We start from the raw sequence: 18040 nt of genomic DNA on the forward strand, positions 1-18040 counted from the left end.
ATCCGCTGAAAGCAAGCAGCTTATATTGCCTTACCTCGCGCTGGTTTTGCTGCGTTACCGTTTGCGTTATGATAGTTTGCTTTGGCTGACTGGGAAACAGGATATTAATAGGTGTTTGCTGCTGGGGCTGCTCTATCGAGCGGGTAACCTGCGATTCGGTATAATAAGTTTGGTAGAAAGATTGTGTACCGGCATAAAGCGTGGCGGTAGGAGTAACTTTTAGCCCGCTTTTTTATCCACGCCTGTTTTCAGGGCAAAAATTTCTTTTGATAATTCGGCCGTATTAACAACGTCGTTGCTGTTATTTTTATTAAACCTATAGCTGATGCCCGCGGTAAATTTTACAATATCATCCGGATTGGCATACAGCTGCCCGTCAAGCGTGGCATTAAATGAAGAAAGTATAATGGGACTGCTCTTGGTGATGAAATATTTGGTGGCCGATACATTGCCTCCATAATACCGTTTTGCATCAAACGCGAAAACATAGCCCGGTGTAACGCTAAGGCCCTCGGTGCCCGATTTGGAGCCATTAAGATCAAAATAGCCGATAGCACTTACAAAAAAGCCCTGCTTGCTAACTAATGTAACCGAGGGAAGAAGCACCGGGACACTGCTTTCATCGCGCCGGCCGGCATAGGTAAGGTTTGAAAGATATTGCAAACCCGCATTTACAAACAACTCTTTTGTTTTTGCCGCGGTATCAGGTTTTTGCTGGGCATAAACCGCAGGGCTGGTCAAAGCCAGCAGCAGGATAAGTTTAAGTTTTTTCATAGCTAATGTTGAATAAAAAAGTGCGGATAATCAAAAAGGCCGGTACCGGCCTTTTTGATTTAATGTATGTAAATACTATTACTGTTTGGTAGCGCTCAGTTTGGCTGAACTCTTGCCCGAAGTTTTAACAGTAACGCTTTTCTTTCCCGCCTTTACAGCAGTACTGGAAGCGCTGCTATTTGAGAACCCTGTATTTAGCTTTTTAGAGCCCGCTGCCACGTTACCTGTGCTGTTCAGGTTACCGGACGAGGTAACACTCACATTTTTGCTAACAGCATCGGCGCTATTACCCGCGGCCACTGCAGTTTTACCTGTAGTTGTTGTAGCGCCAGCCCTTAAAGCGGTAGCATTGCTGCTTACTTTTTCGGTAGTGTTAGCAGCAACACCTTCGGTTGTGGTTAATGCTTTTTCGCCTGTTGCTGTTACTCCGGTTGCATTCACAGTACCTGCGGCTGAGGTATTGCTGCTAACACCGGCTTGTGCAGCTGTTGTACCTGCCGTAGCATTTACGGTTGAGGTAACGTTGCTGTTAACATTAGCGGCCTCACTGGTGGCAACGCCTGTTACGGCGTGGTTGGTGGTAGCCTGGGTTTGAGCGGCCGTCCGCGCTGCTACGTTTTGAGCCTGTGTGGCAGCCTGGTTGGTTACGGTTGAGGTTGTGTTAACCGCTTTTTGCGCTATAGATGCAGCATTCACTGTTGGCGTAGCTACCCGCGTAGCTATTTTGGTAGCGGTAGTTGCTCCAAGATTAACCTGGGCCGAACCAACTTTAAAAGCAAATAACGCAGCGGTCAATAAAACGGGTTTAATTAACTTTTTCATGATTAGTTTTTTAGTTATTAATATGTGAGGGAGGGGTAAACTTAAGCCCTCATCTGTTCGCTGTAGTAAATCAAAGTAAGTGCCATTGCACAGTAAATGACATTTTAATGACTTCAATTCGCAAAAGGTGTGAAATTGTGTATAATAAATTATACATATGTTCATTTTGTTCGTCAGCAAAGGAGCAAAAAAACGTCCCTTGTTTTTAGCAAGAGACGTTCTTTTTATAAGTTATACCTACCTTACATTTTAGGCATCCTGCGCATCATGTTGGCCATAGCAGCGGGATTGCTCATTTGCTTCATCACTTTCTTCATATCATCAAACTGCTTCATTAGGCGGTTAACTTCCTGTAAATCGGTGCCCGAACCTTTGGCTATGCGGTTACGGCGGCTTTGATTAATGGTTTCAGGGTTAGCTTTTTCAAACGGGGTCATAGATTGAATAATGGCCTCTATCGCTTTAAACGCATTATCATCAACCTCAACATCCTTCATCATTTTGCCCACGCCCGGTATCATGCCCATCAGATCTTTCATGTTACCCATTTTCTTGATCTGCTGGATCTGGCCGTAAAAGTCGTTAAAGTCGAACTTGTTTTTGCGGATCTTCTTCTGTAGCTCGGCTGCCTCTTTCTCGTCAAACTGCTGCTGGGCGCGTTCAACCAACGACACCACGTCGCCCATGCCCAGGATCCTTGATGCCATACGATCGGGGTGGAAAACGTCAAGCGCTTCCATCTTTTCGCCGGTACCAATAAACTTGATAGGCTTATTAACAACCGATTTGATAGAAAGGGCCGCACCACCGCGGGTGTCACCATCCAGCTTGGTTAATACCACACCAGTAAAATCAAGGCGGTCATTGAACACTTTAGCAGTATTCACAGCATCCTGACCGGTCATGGAGTCAACCACAAACAGGATCTCGTGTGGTTTTACGGCATCTTTTACCTGCTCAATCTCCACCATCATGGCCTCGTCAATAGCCAAACGGCCGGCGGTGTCAATAATCACCACGTTATTCCCGTTCTGCTTAGCCTGGGCTATACCTTCGCGGGCAATAGCAACCGGGTCTTTCGAGTCGCGATTGGCATACACCGGGATACCTATTTGCTGGCCTAAAACCTCCAGCTGATCAATAGCCGCCGGACGGTAAATATCATCAGCAACCAGTAATGGTTTTTTATTGCGTTGTGTTTTTAAGTAATTGGCAAGCTTACCTGTGAAGGTTGTTTTACCAGCACCATTCAAGCCGGCAATAAGGATGATGGTAGGAGTAGCTGGAAAATTCAGATCGGCTGTGGTACCGCCCATCAACGCGGTAAGCTCATCGTTCATGAGCTTGGTAAGCAGCTGGCCTGGCGAAATAGATGTTAATACATTATTACCAAGCGCCTTTTGCCTCACATCATCGGTAAATGCTTTGGCGGTTTTATAATTAACGTCGGCATCAAGAAGGGCCTTGCGAATCTCCTTCATGGTTTCGGCCACGTTTATTTCAGTAATAGTTCCCTGACCCTTCAGGACCTTGAACGCCCTATCGAGTTTATCCGAAAGATTTTCAAACATTATATTAAAAAACTTTAATCTTTTTTATAAGAATGCAAAGGTATGATTTTGAACTATATTAACTTGTCTCATCCCATTGTTTATTCCAAAATAAAGCCGGCCCTGTTTTTAATAAGGCCGGTTCAATTGTATTATTTGTTCAAGACTGTACTACGGAAACCGGTACAACATCCCCAACCCAATACCTTCATAACCCTGCGCGCTATCGGATGTATGTTTATCATACAACAGCGTTCCGTTTACCGTTGCACTAATTAACCTGTTCACTTTAGCTGTTAGCGTTAAATCAACACGGTGGGTAATAAATTTTGGCGATTGGGCATAAGGGATAAACAACGCGTAACGGGTATTTAAGTGAATGTTTTTGGCTATATCTTTATCCAGCAACGCAACAACCTGGAACGCAAGATCGTTTTTCACGGTTTTTAACGTATCCACACCGTAGTTATCTTTTTGATATTTGTGGATGGCCTGATCAAGTACAAAAGTTTGTCTTGCAGTACCGGTACCCAAACGCAAATCGAACCAACTTTTTGGCTTATACTCAAAACCGACCGATTCGGTAAGATAACCTGGCGACATAAAGTTTGAAATATATTGCTGATCAAATTTTCCATTCCCCATATCAACATAATTGAAACCTTTATCAAATTGCGACTCAAAGGTTAACGAACCGAAGAAGTACCAGCTTTTTGATAATTGAGACGCTACTTTGTTATCAAAATAAATACGGTCCTGCGTTTTACGTTTGCCCTGTCCCTTATTTTTTGATACGCCGTAAGTAAGGTTAAGCTCGGATACGTAACTGAAAGGCGCTTTGTTATATTCGGTATGATAAATAAAATTTGAACCTAATGCCACCGCGCTTACGCCACCCGCCGCATAATTGCTGCTAAATGCCGACTGGCTAAAGTTCAGCCCGAATGTGATTACCTTTTTCCAGTAGTTTACTTTATAATCGAGCATGGTAACAGGTACCATTTCGCGCTGGATCTGTATGGGGCGAACCCGGGTGGGGATGGCGTTTTTGCGGGAATTTATCCGGTATTTATTAAGTACGGCAGTGTCTATTTTAACACTATCTTTTTTCAGGGTATCTGTTTGTGCTTTTGCTGATAAAACGCACGTGACTGATAATGCGAGTATTAGTAATCCCGGTTTTGTTTTTAACATAGTAAACAAATTAAAGCAAAAATCTCCTTTTTTACCCACAATAAACAAAAATGTTGCTTCAGGGTTTAGTCTGGCAAACGACTTTTGGGCAAAAATATCGGAATTTTCGGATATTAAAATGAACCTTGTATTAAGGTTTATCTGTCTTATTCACGGCCAAGATCCTTCTTGCTGTCATCGGGCGTAACAAGCGGAGTAAGGGAATACGGCCGTTTCTTATACTTTAAAAAACGATTGAGGTTGGTTTTAATGGAGGCTATAAATTCATAGTCGCTTGCCGTTTTCACCAAATAATAGCCGGGACGGTACCGTAACATGAAGTCGGTGAGCTGCTGATCTTTTAAATTGGTTATGGCGCCAACATAAGTTCGGTTAAAACGATAGTCAATAACACTTTGCTGATAGTCTTTTTCAATAGTTTCGCGCAGGCGGGCAGCATTGCGGCCGCTGCGGCTTAATGAATTGTAAAGCGCGTCGATACTTAAGCCAGCACCGCCCGGCCCAAAGCTCAGCAGGTCCTTATTATTAAGCGGGCCGAAGATTTTGGTATAATCGTTTTTGGTTGCAGCCAGCCGTTTTTGCGGGTTAAGCAGGGTATCACGCACGATAACTTCTTTAAGCTGTATGGCTGTGCGCTTCATATAAACCGCCAGTGATTCGCCGCCTTGCACTTTCAATGTATCGGGATGATGATCTGATTTTGTAAAAACAAGCACATCGCCGGGTTGGGCTTCTATCTTGAATTCACCTTTAAAAGTATTGTAAATTGATTTGCCGGTGGTGATGTTCTGTACATTAACTTTGGCAATGCGGTCTTTGCTGTCTTTATCAAACACAACCCCATCCACGGTTTTTTGCTGGGCAAAAACTTTAGTTGCGGTCAGGGCCAAACATATTAAAAGCGTCCACAGTTTCATTGAGGATGCAAAAATACGTGTTGCACAGCGGGTGATCATACAATTTAACAACAATTAACCTTTAGAGGAAAGAGCCAAGATACCAGGAGTCAAGAATCAAGATAAATATTCGGTGATAACTAATCTCAAATTCTCTTGACTCTTGTTGTCTTGATTCTCTATTTTACGACAACAAGCTTCTGGCCAATTTTAATGCCATTGTCGCTCATACTGTTTAATGCTTTCAGGTCATCAACAGTTATTCCAAAACGCTTGGATATGTTGTATAGTGTATCGCCCTGTTTTACGGTGTAGATCTTATCGTCGGGCGGGGTTTTGGAAAGGGTATCCTGAACAGGTTTGCCAATGCTATCGTTGATCTGAGATAACACACGGTCTTCCCGTTTAATTTTAGCAATCTCGCCTTCGGGGCGGTCGTACTGATCGAGGTTATATTTTACAATAATATTGATAAGCAACTGCGGATACTTAGGATTAGTAGCATAACCCGCCTTTTTCAATCCATAAGCCCAGCCTTCGTAATCGTTCTTATCCAGTTCAAAAAGTTTAGCGTAATTTTTACGTTTTAAAAACGCCGAGTGGTCACGGAAGGAATCTTCCGGGTTATCATAAACGCGGAAGCAATCATTCACGTTATCGTCATCCTTATAATAGCTTTTGCCGGTCCAGTCGCTGGTGCATTTTATGCCGAAGTGGTTGTTGGCATATTTGGCCAGGTCACTATTGCCCGCGCCCGATTCAAACAAGCCCTGCGCCAGGGTAATACTGGCCGGGATACCATACTGGTTCATTTCCTGGATGGCGATGGCCTTGAAGCGGTCAATATATTCTAACGAGTTGTATGACCGGTAATTGGCAATAGCGTCCTTGTTGGCTTTTTGGATATTGCTGTTATTGCGTTTGGCATCTCGGTTTGATACTGTAGTGGTTTTTTTGCGGGCAGAGCATGAACTGAGGCAAACTACAGCAATGAACAGGTATATGGTTTTTCGCATGAGGCTTAAATCTTATTATGTGGCATATAACCAGGGCCAAATTAAGATTTTATAAACGTAATTATTGCTGTTTAGTTGTTGCGTCGGCCAATTGCGTTTGGTTTGCCGGATTTTCATCCAGGTCATTGAGGTTATACCTGTTAATGATACCTAAAACCTGCGATGCCCATCTGCGGCTACCGGCATAACCGGCACGCTGAATACCTTTTGCCCATCCTTTATAATCATAATGGGTAAGCGCGTCGGCCAGGTGGCTAAACTGCTTGCGCTCGGTCATGATACGTGCAAAGTCCTGGAACGAGTCAAAAACCGAATCGTATCTTTTATAAGAGGTGCGAACTTTTTTGTTGTGTTTGGTATAAACTACGGTATTGTAACCTTTTACTCCAAACTGATTATTAAGGTTTTGTGCTATGGTGCTGTTGCCGCAGCCCGATTCATGCATGGCTACACCTAAAACGATGCTTGCCGGGATCCCGGTTTCGTGCATGATCTTAATGGCATCATCTTTGAACTTTTCAATGTAAGATTGTGAGGTATTTTTCTGTGCTGAAGCAGCTAATGTTGAAATCAACAGTGTTGTAATCAGTAAGATTTTCTTCATAATTTATTTTTTCTGATAACCAGCAGCCCATCGCGTACCGGCAGGATCAATTTTTCTATCCTGCTATCAACAGCTATCTGGTCATTTAGTTTGCGGATTCCTTCAGTATCGGCATCTTTTTCGGTGCCGTACACCTTTCCTTTCCACAAAACGTTATCAATTATTATTAATCCTCCGGATCTGACTTTGTCAAAAACTAATTGAAAGTAAGTATAATTATTCTTTTTATCGGCATCTATAAACACCAAATCAAAAACATCCTCCTGTAAATCAGCAATAACGGCCTCTGCCTGCCCAAAATGCAGCTTTATTTTGTTTTCAACATTTGTTAGTTTAAGATGTGAAGTGATGATCTCCTCCATTTCGCGATTAACCTCAATGGTGTGGAGGATGCCGTCGTCGGCCAAACCTTCGGCCAGGCAAATAGCCGAGTAGCCTGTATAGGTACCTATCTCCAGGATGCGCTTAGGCTGCACCATTTTGCTTAAAAAACTAAGCAGCCTGCCCTGGTAATGCCCCGATAGCATGTTAGGTTTTAACACCTTGATATGCGTTTCGCGGTTGAGCTTTTTAAGCACCTCCGGCTCCGGGTCGCAATGGTCATCTAAGTAAGCCAGTAAGGCATTAGGGAGAATATCCATGGGGGCAAAGATACACCGTTGATGGGAATGATTACGCTGATTTCGTTGATTTATTTTGTAAGTTATTGATTTTTAGAATGATTTATTACTACCAGAACCGTTGATTCTTATTGATTATGTTGATTTCGCTGATTTGCCTTTCACTTGAAGAATAATTTTTTTGCCTGATTTTTCTCTGATTTTAATAGTTTTATAGCATAACCTTATCAAATGAAAGATCTAATTAATAATACCTATAAACACTCTGAGCTTACCGGTAAAATTATTGGTTGTGCAATGAAAGTTCATTCAATCTTAGGCAACGGTTTTCAGGAAGCTATTTACCAACGAAGTTTGGAGATCGAACTGCACAAACAAGGGTTGCTGTTTTCCCGGGAGCTTGAAATGGTTATCTTTTATGATGAAATAGAGGTAGGCAGAAGGCGAGTTGATTTTTTAGTAGATGAAAAAGTTATGGTAGAACTCAAAGCTGTATCCAAACTTGAAGATATTCATCTCGCTCAAGTATTAAACTATCTCGAAGCTTATAAACTCGAAACCGGACTTCTTATTAATTTCGGATCCAAAAGCTTAGAGTTTAAACGCATTACCAACGAATATAAACTTGCACGACAGCAAAACAAATCATAAAAAGTCACGAGCAATCAAAAAAATCATTAACTAAGAGGTAGACAAATCAGCGAAATCAACGCCATCAAAATAATCTACGGTCCATCCAACTCTGCAACAATATCACCGCCGATATCGTATCCACCAACTCCTTATTCTGCCGGTTCTTTTTATTCATCCCACTCTGAGCGATAGTTGCTGATGCCATTTTTGAGGTAAAACGCTCGTCAACCATTTCAATCGGGGTTTCGGGGAATGTTTTCTTTAACAGGTTCACAAAGCCTTTTACATGAATGGCCGATTGCGAAGGGGTATTATCCATCTGCTTTGGTTCGCCTACGATAAAGCGCTCCACTTGTTCTGTTTGCAGGTATTTTTTAAAAACTCGATGATATTATTGGGGTGGATATTATCAAGCCCGGTAGCGATGATCTGCAGAGGATCAGTAACCGCAATGCCGATGCGCTTGGTTCCATAATCAAAAGCCATTATTCTCATTTAGATGTGAGATATTAGATGTGAGACCTGAGATTCCATTCGGTAAAGATAACGCAACTAAGATGAAACCAAGCCTACAAAAGATCCTTTCATAAATAAAGCAACCTCGTTTCCTGTGTAAATCCGAAATCCCAATTCCGAAATCCAAAATCAAATTACTATTTTGCACCAAATGCAGTTTAAAGAAATAGTAGGACAGGAAGCAACAAAGCAACGATTGCTTAACACGGTGAGCGAGAACCGGGTAAGCCATGCGCAATTATTTTTAGGCCCCGAAGGATCGGGCAGCCTGGCGCTTGCTGTTGCCTATGCCCAGTACCTATCCTGCGAAGACAAGCAGCCCGGCGACTCATGCGGGGCATGCTCTTCCTGCCGGAAATACCAGAAACTGATGCATCCAGACCTGCATTTTTCTTACCCTTTCTTTGCAAAACATAAAGATGATACAGCGCTTACTTTTATTGAGCAATGGCGCGGCGCTTTAACGGCTAACCCATATTTAAGCCTGGACATATGGCGCGGATACCTGGATGCCGAAAATAAACAGGCCAATATCAATATTGCCGAATGTCACCAGATCATTAAAAAACTAAGCTTTAAGCCTTTTGAATCGGAATATAAGATCCTGATCCTCTGGTTGCCCGAATACCTCGATAAAGAGGGGAATGCTTTGCTTAAAATTATTGAAGAACCGCAGCCTAATACACTGTTTTTATTAGTAGCCCAAAACCAGGATCAAATCCTGAACACCATATTATCCCGTACGCAGCTGGTTAAAATACCCGCTTTGGAGTACGATGAAATTAAAGAACATTTAATAAGTGCGCATCACCAAACCGAAGAAGCCGCTGCCGAAATAGCTTATTTGAGCAATGGCAACATGACCGAAGCTTTGGCCATGCTGCAGCAGGACAACAAAAGCTACCACGAGCTGTTTGTGCAATGGCTACGCTATTGCTTTGGCAATAAAGGTATTGAGGTGATGGCTTTTGTGGAGCAGTTTGCCAAAATGGGGCGCGAAAACCAAAAAAACTTTTTGCGTTACGGTACCAGCTTTATCCGCGAGTGCTGTTTACTCATTGCCGGGGCGGGTAGCCTGGTACATTTACCGGCAAAGGAACTGGATACGGCTCAAAAAATGAGCGGTGTATTGAGTATAGGCAAATCGCAAATGATTATTGATGAGCTGGAAAAAGCACATTATCATGTGGAGCGCAACGCTAATCCCAAAATCTTATTTTTAGATGTATCTTTACAAATTATTAAAATACTAATAAATAAAAATGTCCCTGCGGGGAATCAATATATGCCAAGTTAATTATGGGATGTGGAAGTTGCTCAACAGGTGGCGGATGTTCGCCTGCGGGCTGCAAAAGTAACGGCAGTTGCCTTACTAATGGTTGCAGCAAATTAGATGTTTACGATTGGCTGTCGCATATGGACATGCCGACTAACTATAAGCCTTTTCAGGTTATTGAAGTTAAGTTTAAAGGCTCGCGCAAGGAGTTTTATTTAAACAACGATAATATTTACCTCGAAGCCGGCGAACTGGTGGCTGTTGAAGCAACCACTGGTGGCTATGATATTGGCCATGTTTCGCTTACCGGCGAACTGGTGCGCATGCAAATGGTAAAACGCCATGTAAAGGAAGCCGATGTTGTAAAAAAGATCTACCGTAAAGCTACCGTTGCCGATGTTGACAAATGGAAAGCTGCCAAGGATATGGAATGGGAAACCATGCACAAATCGCGCAAGCTGGCGCTTGACCTTAACCTGAGCATGAAGCTGAGCGATGTGGATTACCAGGGCGATAAAACCAAGGCTACATTTTATTATACGGCCGAAGGCCGCGTTGATTTCAGGGAACTGATCAAGAAAATGGCCGAAACTTTCCGCATCCGTATCGAGATGAGGCAGATTGGCATGAGGCAGGAAGCAAGCCGTTTAGGCGGCATAGGTTCATGCGGCCGCGAGCTTTGCTGCTCAACATGGCTTACCGATTTTAAAACCGTATCTACTTCGGCAGCCCGCTATCAAAACCTTTCATTAAATACGCTGAAACTGGCCGGCCAGTGCGGCAAGCTGAAATGCTGCCTTAACTACGAGCTGGATACTTACATGGATGCCTTAAAATACATCCCTGATAATGTAAACACCCTTAAAACCCAAAAGGGGATGCCCGCCTGCAAAAAACCGACATCTTTAAAAAAATAATGTGGTTTAGCTACCCGGGAGAAGAATCATGGGTGCCACTACCCATAAAAAAGGTTAAAGAGATTCAGCAGCAGAATAAAGATGGTGTGATCCCCGAAGACCTTGGTGAAATTGTTGAAGTTGAAACACCAGCGGCAAAAGCGCTCGATTACGAAAACGTGGTTGGCCAGGATAGTCTTACCCGCCTCGACGAACGGCGCAACAACAATAAAAAGAAGAACAAAAACCGCAATAAAAACCAGAAACCCGGAGGCCAGGCGCAAGCCGAGGGCAAACCGGCCCAGCAGCAGCCTCAGCAGGGATCGGGTAATCCGCAGGAAAAACCGGCACAGCAGCCGCGTCCTGAAGGAAACCGCCAGCCGCAAAACAATAACAGACCCCAGGGTAACAGGCCTCCGCAGCAAAACAGACCCCAGGGAGAGGGCCGGCCTCAAGGCGAAGCCAAACCTCTGAGAGAACCGAGACCACAGGGGGAACCGAGGCCACAAGGCGAAGGAAAACCACAGGGTGAAGGGAGCGGGAATAACAACAGGCGCCGCAGGCCAAACCGCCCAAACCGTAATAATAATAACGACAATAATCAACAGGCAAAACCTGAATGAAACGGGCTTTAAATATCATTTACCCGGCAGCATTATTATTAGTAACCATGTTTGCCGGTTCCTGTTCGGATCCGAACAGGATCATTGATACCAACACCGAGATTGCCGATCATAACTGGTCGTACGTTAACCGCGTAAACTTTGATGTTAAAATTGATGATGAAAAAGTTGCCTATAACCAATACCTTAATTTACGGGTTACGGGCAACTATAAGTACTCCAACATTTTTGTATTGGTTAATCAAATCTCGCCCGATAAAAAAACGCATACTACGCGTTTTGAAGTAAAGCTGGCCAATCCCGATGGCGAATGGCTGGGCAAGGGGTCAGGTAACCTTTACAGCTACCAGGTGCTTTTGCGCAAAGATTATCATTTCCCCACAAAAGGCATTTACCGTTTTCAGATAGAACAAAACATGCGTGATAACCCCCTTCATGAAATCAGCGATGTAGGGTTAAGGATAGAGAAAGCCCAATAATTTATACTAAGGGATATTATAGGTAACGGTAACCGAGCCATGCGTCAACACTTCTCTGTCGGTATCCTGTACAACTATTTTATCATTGTCGTAAATTCTGTAAGTTACGGTATTGCTAACGTCTGATGCAACAACCAGGGTTACCTGGTCGTTTTGATTCAATGTAGCAGTATAGTTGTATGATGATCCTTTTGCAACAGCTTTCGCATCAACTATTTTAGGGCTGCTATCCGTTGTTTTATATTCAGATAATGAAACATTAAAGGCATCTGCAGCGCTTACCGTAACTTTTATAGTGTGGGGCTGCGGTGGTTGATCTGTGCTCTTTTTTGAGCAGGACACAAACAACAAGCTTATTAATATCCCATAAATCAATTGCTTCATCATTGTTTTTTATTTGTGAATATCCTTAATTTATACCAGCGAACAAAATCTTAATAATAAAACAGAAACGTATAACTACCCGTTAAGCCTTAAACATCACCCATGAAAAAATTAACCATCCTTACATTTTTAGCTGCTTCAATAGCTTTTGCATCCTGTCATAGCGCCGATAAAAATAACCGCCAAAACGATACCAGCGTGACCCAAAGTAGCGGCGGCCCTGCCGATTCAACAAAAACTTCAACAGCCCGAAACACCGACACTACAACTAATTCAGCAGACACCACTACGCTTGGTGCTGATACCGATTCGGCTGTGCATCCGGTGCATTAATACCGGCTGATCACTATTTCTTTTGTTCATGATTAAACTAAGAATTAGCTGATCAGTCTACCTTCAGGAGTTTGCTTTTTTGTTGCCTTTAACTTTTTTATTAAATGAAATACCTAAACCTATCTTTTCTTATCATCTTTTTTCCCTTAGTGTTATCAGCCCAAACTAATAATACTATAGCAACGCCCCGAATTGATAAACGTGTAGAATTGCTGAGCATTGTTTTCCGTTTAGCGGGTAACGAAGAATACAATACACCTGACAATGTTAAATACGTTGCGGATATTCATAAGCATCTTGATAAATTTATTGACCATCCGCTCATTAAATACGCCCGGGAACTGAGGGACAGCAGCGGCGTTAGCTACGATGCTGTTATGTCAATGGCCGTTCATTTGAATGAACCACCGGCATTAGAACCATTAGTACCTTTTTCAGTCTCTTTACCAGACAAAAGGTGGACCCTGGAAAGCGCTGTAAAATTCACTGCCCTATTAAAGCAATTTTATAAAGACGCCGACTTCGATGGGTTTTTCCATGCCCATTTAGCTGATTATGCTATAGCCGAAAGTCGCTTTAATGCCCTGTTTAAAAAGCTGGATGTATCCTGGTATTATAAATTTTATGGTAAAGCGCCGGCCGAAAATTTCAATATCATCATAGGATTTGGAAATGGCGGAGGAAACTACGGGCCACATGTTTATTTAAACGATCATACCAAAAAAGTATATGCAATTATTGGTTCTGGTACTTTTGATGAGCAAGGCTTACCTACTTATGACGCGGCATCTTATCTGCCTACATTGATCCACGAGTTTAACCACTCTTTTATCAATTATCTTACCGATAATTATGAAAGCCAATTGAGAGATGCGGGTGCGCTTATTTACGAAAAGGAGCGCACAAAAATGCGAAAACAAGCTTATGGCGAGTGGAAAACAATGATGAACGAAGCTTTAGTAAGGGCATCAGTAATCAGTTACCTGAAAACCCATAATACCGATACATTGGTGGCCGAACAAGAGCTTAAGCAGCAGTTGGCCAGAGGTTTTGTTTGGATGCGGCCATTGGTTAATTTACTTGGTAAATATCAATCAAACAGAAAAACTTATCCTACACTTGAAAGCTTTATGCCTGCTATTGTCGTCTTTTACAATAAATTGGCGCCAAATATCAGTTTTTACGATGACGACTATCAGCAACATTGTGCCCGGGTAATAGCAGTAAGGCCTTTCAAAAACGGCGATACTACGATAAGGGCCAACACAACTGAAATTATATTTGATTTTGATAAAAAATTGGATGGCATAAAGTACTTTTTTGGCCCGGGAGCCAGGGGTATAGATCATTATCCTAAGTCGGCAAAATTTACCTTTGCTAATGATAACAAAAGCATTATTATGAAAGTGAGTCTGAAGCCTAATACCGAATACCAGATAAATATTACCGGCGGTATGATGCGGGCAAGCGATGGCTATGCTGTACAAAACTATATCCTGAATTTTAAAACAGAAAATAATCCCATTCCTTAATTCACTTGCCTTTCTTGATTAACTTTATTAGTATTTATAAAATTTTATGTTTTACTTTACTAATATTTTTATCAATAAATGACTGGTATTATATTAGTATTTGTATCCCTGATCATCCTGCTGATTGCAGTTTTTCTATTCCTGAAAAAACCAAAAGCAGTTGAGCTGATCTCGGCCGAAGAGTTGAGCAAACTCCGATATGAGCATGATCAGCTTAAAATTTTATTAGCCAAAGCCGAGGAAAAATCAAACGGTTTAGTTGCTGAAAAAGAAAGCATTACCAACTTTTTAAAGGAGGAAAAGAATCGTCTTATTGACGAGCTTTTATACGAGCGCACCCAGTTGGCACAGGCCAATCAATCCTTAGAAAGTGCCCGGGCCTACTATAAATCGCAGCAGGAGAAACTGCAGGAGCAAAAGGCCGAAATAGAGCAGATCCGCACCCAATTTCAGCGCGAATTTGAAAATGTGGCCGAAAAACTGCTTAAAGAAAAATCGAAGGAATTTACTGATATCAACCGGAGTAATTTGGATGTCATCCTTAACCCGTTAAAGGAAAACCTGAAAGCATTTGAGGATAAAGTTGAGAAAGTTTACAACATGGAAGCCGCTGAACGGAACACCCTGAAAGGGGTGATCACGCAGCTGATGGACCTCAACAAACAGATTAGCGATGAGGCCCAAAATCTTACCAAAGCACTTAAAGGCGATAACAAAAAACAAGGTAACTGGGGCGAGGTAATTTTGGAGCGGGTACTGGAACGCTCAGGCCTCGTCAGAGACCAGGAATACCGCATCCAAGCCGCCATCCAGTCCACCGACGGCACAAGATATCAACCAGATGTGATCATCGACCTACCCGATGAAAAGCACCTGATTATCGACTCCAAAGTATCTCTAATTGCGTACGAAAAGTTGGTTAACGCCGATACCGAGGAAGATCGAAAACTATTTGCCAAAGCCCATGTGGAATCTATCCGCGGGCATGTTGCCGGACTCTCAGCCAAAAAGTATCACGATTTATATAAGATCAATTCGCCCGATTTTGTGCTGCTTTTTGTGCCGATAGAATCCTCCTTCAGTATAGCGGTGCAACTGGATGGCGAGCTCTTTAATTATGCCTGGGACAGGAAAGTGGTAATTGTTAGTCCGTCGACATTGCTAGCTACCCTGCGTACCATTGCCAGTATGTGGAAACAGGAACGCCAAAACCGCAATGTATTGGAAATAGCCCGTTTAAGCGGCGATATGTATGATAAGTTTGTTGGTTTTTTAAGTGATATGGACAGCATTGGCAAAAACATTAACCAAACACAATCGGCTTATAATAACGCCATCAGTAAATTATCGGAGGGTAGGGGCAACCTGACTACTACCGCCGAAAAGATCAAAAAGTTGGGAGCAAAAGCAGATAAGCAGATAGATCAGAAATATATTGGGGATGAGTAATTAAAGCTCGTTAACAACTGCCAGATATGATGCGTTGGCGGATGCATTTGCTTTAAAAGTTATCCCCTCCATTATCATGGACAGATTAAAATTTATATTGCTAACCATGCTACTCATGTAATTTTGTTTGATACTATAAACAAGTTTGCCGCTTCCTTTACCGTTACCACTAATAGTTACCTCTGCTCCGTTTGTAGTAGTCTTCAAATCCATAGCCATCGATTGATCTATATCGAAATTTGCTATATCATTATTAACAGATATGAGTTTATAAACAAGCTTTATATTCATTTGCATATTGGTAAAGCCGGGTACGGGCATTGCCATGGGTATTTCCTGCGTAAAAGTCTCGCCAATTTTCATTGGCTTATCCGGAAATTGTAGTTTGTTACTGATGTTATTGATAATAGCAGTAACAGCTGATTTTATCTTTTCGTCTGTATTTTTTCCGGATACCGAATCGATATGTATTTTGCCCTCCGGCGACCCCGTTCCATAAAAAATTCGGTCTTTCAAAGGATCCGGGGTTTCAATCTGCTTCCCATTAAAATTCATTACCGACGGCATTCCCCAAAATGTCATCGTAAAAGGAAAAGAATTATCGCTATTTAGTTTTCCTGTAACTAAATCTAAATCATGACCATTATGCCCGGTTATGGTCGCTGGCAATTTCGTATTTTTCTTTATTTCGGCTATACTTGCTTCATCACCTACGGCGTCCATCTCCATTTTAAGATCAGTTACCATTTTCACATGATATTTATGAAGCGACTTATATTTTATCTTAAAAATGGCTGAGTTTTGAGCAAAGCTTTTAGCTATAGTGAATAATAAAACACATGAGATTATGTATTTTTTCATTTTAAAAGATTTAGGTTTGATTTAAAAATAAAGTTTTTATCTATTAGTGTTTTTCCTGTTAAACCACCAATCTGCCTGTTTGGTAAACATCAGCGCCCAACCCCATAGTTCAACAATGATCTCGGCGAGGGTTAAAATGATGAGATAAACCGGCATTTCTATAGCTTTTTTGGAAGCCGAACTATCATGTAAAATTCCGAAACTATACAGCAATGACGATCCCAGGAAAAAAACATTCAGCAATATCAAAACCGAAAGGATGATCCGGGCCCATTTCTTTCCTTCGCCGGTAACAAAGATCAAAAAGCCGACAGCGACAGAATACAAACAGGATGGCCGAAAAATTGAAACCGTCCAGGTAATTATTCAACGTTTGGATCAGCAAGCCCAGGTAAAGCAATAAAATTCCCTTCACAAAAGCCCCGGGCGGTCTCCCATCGGGATGATTGTTGAGGTAAAATTTATCGAAAATATCCTGCAGCATTATTCGGATTTTTTAAACGCGTTCCAGCCCTGGGCCTTCAATTCATGTACGGTACCGCTTTTAGTGATCAGGTTACAGCCGGCCGATGGTTCGGTGATGTAGCCGATGATGCTGATATCCATTTTAAATTTGATCTTATCATAATCGGCCTGCTTCACGGTAAACAATAATTCATAATCTTCCCCACCGCTGAGCGCGCAAATAGTAGGATCGAGGTTGAACTCACGGGCTGTTTCAAACGTCATCGGGTCGAGCGGGATCTTCTCTTCGTACAGGTTACACCCCTTGTTGCTTTGCTTACAGATATGTAATAACTCTGAAGCCAAACCATCAGATACGTCGATCATCGCGGTTGGTTTTACTTCGATGCTTTTCAGCAATTCCACCACATCCCGGCGGGCTTCGGGTTTTAACTGACGTTCCACGATGTAATCTTTTCCTTCCAGATCCGGCTGAATATTAGGATTTTCCAGGTAGATCAGCTTTTCCCGCTCCAGCAGTTGCAGGCCGGTATAAGCACCTCCCAAATCTCCGGATACACAAATTAGGTCGCCTTCTTCGGCACCGTTACGGTACACAATGTCAGCTTCATCAGCATATCCGATAGAGGTTACGCTGATCACCAGTCCCTGCTTTGACGATGTTGTATCTCCGCCGATCAAATCCACATTATATTTTTCACAGGCGATATAAATCCCCTGGTAAAGCTCCTCAATGGCTTCGAGCGGAAATTTGCTCGACATGCCGATAGACACAGTAACCTGCGACGCTATTCCATTCATCGCATAAATGTCACTCAGGTTTACCTGTATCGCTTTGTAACCCAAATGCTTAAGCGGCGTGTACGCCAAATCAAAATGGATCCCTTCCAACAGCATATCCGTACTCACCAGCACTTTTTTACCAGCGAAATCAAGTACAGCTGCATCGTCGCCGACTCCTTTTTTGAGCTTTCGTTAGTAAGCTTAATATTTTTTGTAAGGTGACCGATAAGGCCAAATTCGCCAAGCTCCTCTAAATTGGTTCTATCCTGATTTTCAAACATATTAGCCCCTCTAAATCTTCCCTAAAAGGGAGACTTTTAAATTTACATTTTTA

General features: G+C 42.4%; 19 protein-coding genes and 2 pseudogenes. 9 read left to right on the forward strand and 12 right to left on the reverse strand.

Annotated features, from left to right (window positions below):
- Window positions 1–219 precede the first annotated feature (219 nt).
- The 8 genes from ACQ86K_RS31340 to ACQ86K_RS31375 all read right to left on the reverse strand — a co-directional run bounded on the left by ACQ86K_RS31340 (window position 220) and on the right by ACQ86K_RS31375 (window position 7497).
- Window positions 220–774: a hypothetical protein gene (locus ACQ86K_RS31340; RefSeq protein WP_431199386.1), complete on the reverse strand. Its 555-nt coding sequence runs from the start codon at window positions 772–774 to the stop codon at window positions 220–222.
- Between the two features lie 78 nt (window positions 775–852).
- Window positions 853–1596, reverse strand: coding sequence for a hypothetical protein (locus tag ACQ86K_RS31345; RefSeq protein WP_091174786.1), 744 nt, complete (start codon window positions 1594–1596; stop codon window positions 853–855).
- Between the two features lie 242 nt (window positions 1597–1838).
- On the reverse strand, window positions 1839–3167 hold the full coding sequence (gene ffh / locus ACQ86K_RS31350; RefSeq protein ID WP_090532696.1) for a signal recognition particle protein: 1329 nt from the start codon (window positions 3165–3167) through the stop codon (window positions 1839–1841).
- 150 nt (window positions 3168–3317) lie between these two features.
- The gene (locus tag ACQ86K_RS31355; RefSeq protein ID WP_091174944.1) at window positions 3318–4340 is read right to left on the reverse strand and encodes a DUF3078 domain-containing protein; all 1023 of its coding nucleotides are present in this window, start codon (window positions 4338–4340) and stop codon (window positions 3318–3320) included.
- A 146-nt stretch (window positions 4341–4486) separates the two neighbouring features.
- Window positions 4487–5257: a hypothetical protein gene (locus tag ACQ86K_RS31360; RefSeq protein ID WP_091174788.1), complete on the reverse strand. Its 771-nt coding sequence runs from the start codon at window positions 5255–5257 to the stop codon at window positions 4487–4489.
- 158 nt (window positions 5258–5415) lie between these two features.
- Window positions 5416–6252: a glucosaminidase domain-containing protein gene (locus tag ACQ86K_RS31365; protein ID WP_091174790.1), complete on the reverse strand. Its 837-nt coding sequence runs from the start codon at window positions 6250–6252 to the stop codon at window positions 5416–5418.
- A gap of 61 nt (window positions 6253–6313) precedes the next feature.
- A complete protein-coding gene (locus ACQ86K_RS31370) occupies window positions 6314–6856 on the reverse strand; it encodes a glycoside hydrolase family 73 protein (RefSeq protein WP_091174792.1) in 543 nt (180 codons plus the stop codon).
- Window positions 6853–7497: an O-methyltransferase gene (locus tag ACQ86K_RS31375; RefSeq protein ID WP_431199387.1), complete on the reverse strand. Its 645-nt coding sequence runs from the start codon at window positions 7495–7497 to the stop codon at window positions 6853–6855. Before ACQ86K_RS31375 ends, ACQ86K_RS31370 begins: the two co-directional genes overlap by 4 nt.
- 210 nt (window positions 7498–7707) lie before the next feature.
- Between ACQ86K_RS31375 and ACQ86K_RS31380 the strand changes: the two genes are divergently transcribed.
- Entirely contained in the window at window positions 7708–8127 is a 420-nt protein-coding gene (locus ACQ86K_RS31380; RefSeq protein WP_091174798.1) for a GxxExxY protein, read from the forward strand.
- Window positions 8128–8266: 139 nt separating this feature from the next.
- On the opposite strand, the pseudogene ruvX reads toward ACQ86K_RS31380, so the two are convergent.
- Window positions 8267–8604, reverse strand: a pseudogene (gene ruvX / locus ACQ86K_RS31385) (Holliday junction resolvase RuvX); the annotation flags it as partial.
- A 172-nt stretch (window positions 8605–8776) separates the two neighbouring features.
- Between ruvX and ACQ86K_RS31390 the strand changes: the two are divergent.
- Genes ACQ86K_RS31390 through ACQ86K_RS31405 form a run of 4 tightly spaced genes read left to right on the forward strand, consistent with a single transcriptional unit; the run spans window position 8777 to window position 11899 of the window.
- Window positions 8777–9922, forward strand: a complete 1146-nt coding sequence (locus ACQ86K_RS31390; protein ID WP_091174803.1) for an ATP-binding protein — start codon at window positions 8777–8779, stop codon at window positions 9920–9922.
- Between the two features lie 2 nt (window positions 9923–9924).
- Window positions 9925–10818 carry a PSP1 domain-containing protein gene (locus ACQ86K_RS31395; protein WP_431199388.1) on the forward strand — a complete coding sequence of 298 codons (894 nt, stop codon included), beginning with the start codon at window positions 9925–9927 and terminating at the stop codon, window positions 10816–10818.
- Window positions 10818–11420 (forward strand): hypothetical protein, encoded by a 603-nt coding sequence (locus tag ACQ86K_RS31400; protein ID WP_431199389.1) that lies wholly within the window; start codon window positions 10818–10820, stop codon window positions 11418–11420. Before ACQ86K_RS31395 ends, ACQ86K_RS31400 begins: the two co-directional genes overlap by 1 nt.
- Window positions 11417–11899, forward strand: a complete 483-nt coding sequence (locus ACQ86K_RS31405) for a gliding motility lipoprotein GldH (protein ID WP_431199390.1) — start codon at window positions 11417–11419, stop codon at window positions 11897–11899. The genes ACQ86K_RS31400 and ACQ86K_RS31405 overlap by 4 nt, the downstream gene beginning before the upstream one ends.
- A gap of 6 nt (window positions 11900–11905) precedes the next feature.
- Here the strand turns inward: ACQ86K_RS31405 and ACQ86K_RS31410 are convergent, their stop codons facing one another.
- The gene (locus tag ACQ86K_RS31410; protein WP_129571772.1) at window positions 11906–12286 is read right to left on the reverse strand and encodes a hypothetical protein; all 381 of its coding nucleotides are present in this window, start codon (window positions 12284–12286) and stop codon (window positions 11906–11908) included.
- Between the two features lie 99 nt (window positions 12287–12385).
- Here ACQ86K_RS31410 and ACQ86K_RS31415 point away from each other — a divergent pair, with 99 nt between their 5' ends.
- From ACQ86K_RS31415 to rmuC, 3 genes are all read left to right on the forward strand, one after another.
- Window positions 12386–12616 (forward strand): hypothetical protein, encoded by a 231-nt coding sequence (locus ACQ86K_RS31415; RefSeq protein WP_091174812.1) that lies wholly within the window; start codon window positions 12386–12388, stop codon window positions 12614–12616.
- A gap of 104 nt (window positions 12617–12720) precedes the next feature.
- Window positions 12721–14148, forward strand: a complete 1428-nt coding sequence (locus ACQ86K_RS31420) for a DUF4932 domain-containing protein (RefSeq protein WP_091174814.1) — start codon at window positions 12721–12723, stop codon at window positions 14146–14148.
- A 78-nt stretch (window positions 14149–14226) separates the two neighbouring features.
- Window positions 14227–15597: a DNA recombination protein RmuC gene (rmuC, locus tag ACQ86K_RS31425; protein WP_091174816.1), complete on the forward strand. Its 1371-nt coding sequence runs from the start codon at window positions 14227–14229 to the stop codon at window positions 15595–15597.
- Here the strand turns inward: rmuC and ACQ86K_RS31430 are convergent, their stop codons facing one another.
- On the reverse strand, window positions 15598–16458 hold the full coding sequence (locus ACQ86K_RS31430) for a DUF6263 family protein (RefSeq protein ID WP_091174818.1): 861 nt from the start codon (window positions 16456–16458) through the stop codon (window positions 15598–15600). It abuts the gene before it with no gap.
- 169 nt (window positions 16459–16627) lie between these two features.
- Between ACQ86K_RS31430 and ACQ86K_RS31435 the strand changes: the two genes are divergently transcribed.
- Window positions 16628–16861 (forward strand): hypothetical protein, encoded by a 234-nt coding sequence (locus ACQ86K_RS31435; RefSeq protein WP_431199391.1) that lies wholly within the window; start codon window positions 16628–16630, stop codon window positions 16859–16861.
- A gap of 80 nt (window positions 16862–16941) precedes the next feature.
- On the opposite strand, the pseudogene thiL reads toward ACQ86K_RS31435, so the two are convergent.
- Window positions 16942–17987 (reverse strand): annotated as a pseudogene (gene thiL, locus ACQ86K_RS31440) (thiamine-phosphate kinase).
- Window positions 17988–18040: the final 53 nt, after the last annotated feature.

The sequence above is a fragment of the Mucilaginibacter sp. P19 genome, from assembly GCF_050632265.1.
Lineage (GTDB): Bacteria > Bacteroidota > Bacteroidia > Sphingobacteriales > Sphingobacteriaceae > Mucilaginibacter > Mucilaginibacter gossypii.